2 tRNA genes and 2 rRNA genes are annotated in these 1159 nt (G+C 46.5%); all 4 read right to left on the reverse strand.

The features are described from left to right. Nucleotides 1-410: ribosomal RNA gene (locus EDC37_RS12225) — 23S ribosomal RNA — on the reverse strand; the annotation flags it as partial. A 318-nt stretch (nucleotides 411-728) separates the two neighbouring features. Continuing rightward, nucleotides 729-805 (reverse strand) — tRNA-Ile (locus tag EDC37_RS12230). Between the two features lie 9 nt (nucleotides 806-814). Then, a tRNA-Ala gene (locus EDC37_RS12235) sits at nucleotides 815-890 on the reverse strand. Between the two features lie 191 nt (nucleotides 891-1081). Beyond that, a 16S ribosomal RNA gene (locus tag EDC37_RS12240) occupies nucleotides 1082-1159 on the reverse strand; the annotation flags it as partial.

The raw sequence follows: 1159 nt of genomic DNA on the forward strand, positions 1-1159 counted from the left end.
TTCTCGTGTCCCGCGATACTCTGGATCCCGGCCATTACGTCCCGTCCTTCGCCTACGGGGGTTTTACCTCCTATGCCTGACCTTTCCAGGTCATTCAGCTGAACGTTACTTAACTTGTGCCGGTCCTCAACCCCGTACCACCGAAGTGGTACGGTTTGGGCTTCTTCCCATTTCGCTCGCCGCTACTTTGGGTATCTCGTTTGATTTCTTTTCCTCCGGGTACTTAGATGTTTCAGTTCCCCGGGTTTACCTTCCTTTCGGATGACAGAACTTCTTCTGCCGGGTTGCCCCATTCGGATATGTACGGATCAATAGATGCTTGCTCTTCCCCGTACCTTTTCGCAGCTTACCGCGTCCTTCTTCGGCTCCTGGCGCCAAGGCATCCACCATATGCCCTTATTCGCTTAACTTGTAACTTCCCATAACCATCCATCTGCTTTGTCAGTGCTTTGCTTCGTTCATCAGCGTATATTAATACGCTTTCTTCTCTCAGCTTTGCCCTTCCTCGCATCTGAACGCTTCTGGTAAGTTTATATACTCTGAAGTTTCCTCCAGAATATCACCTTTTCGCTTAAGTTTATATGTTTGTTTCTTAGCGTTTGTTTCTTTTCCTAATTTGTGCTTGGTCCAACTATTCCCCGCCATTCTCTTCTCGATTTCTCTTACAAGTTTGGCATTGGTGATAATTGTTCTTTGCTTTCTTCTGTGTAGTTTTCAATGTGCAATATTGGTGGGCCTAAGTAGACTTGAACTACTGACCTCACGCTTATCAGGCGTGCGCTCTAACCAGCTGAGCTATAGGCCCTTTCTCTTCTGGTGGAGACGAGGAGAGTTGAACTCCTGACCCCCTGCTTGCAAGGCAGGTGCTCTCCCATCTGAGCTACGCCCCCATTAGTTCATTCTTTTTTTACCAGTCTTCTCTACTGCCATGCATTTTTTTGCACCACAATATTTCCGACCAGCTTTTAAACATACCATAAACACTCTTACAAGTATCTACTATATATTTATGAGGGAGAAACCCTCAAAACCAAACAATACATATTCCGGATGTACTCGACAGATTTTGTCAAATCCTTAGAAAGGAGGTGATCCAGCCGCACCTTCCGATACGGCTACCTTGTTACGACTTCACCCCAATCATCGCCCCCACCTTAGA

Source organism: Pectinatus cerevisiiphilus (assembly GCF_004341685.1).
In the GTDB taxonomy this organism is placed as follows: domain Bacteria; phylum Bacillota; class Negativicutes; order Selenomonadales; family Selenomonadaceae; genus Pectinatus; species Pectinatus cerevisiiphilus.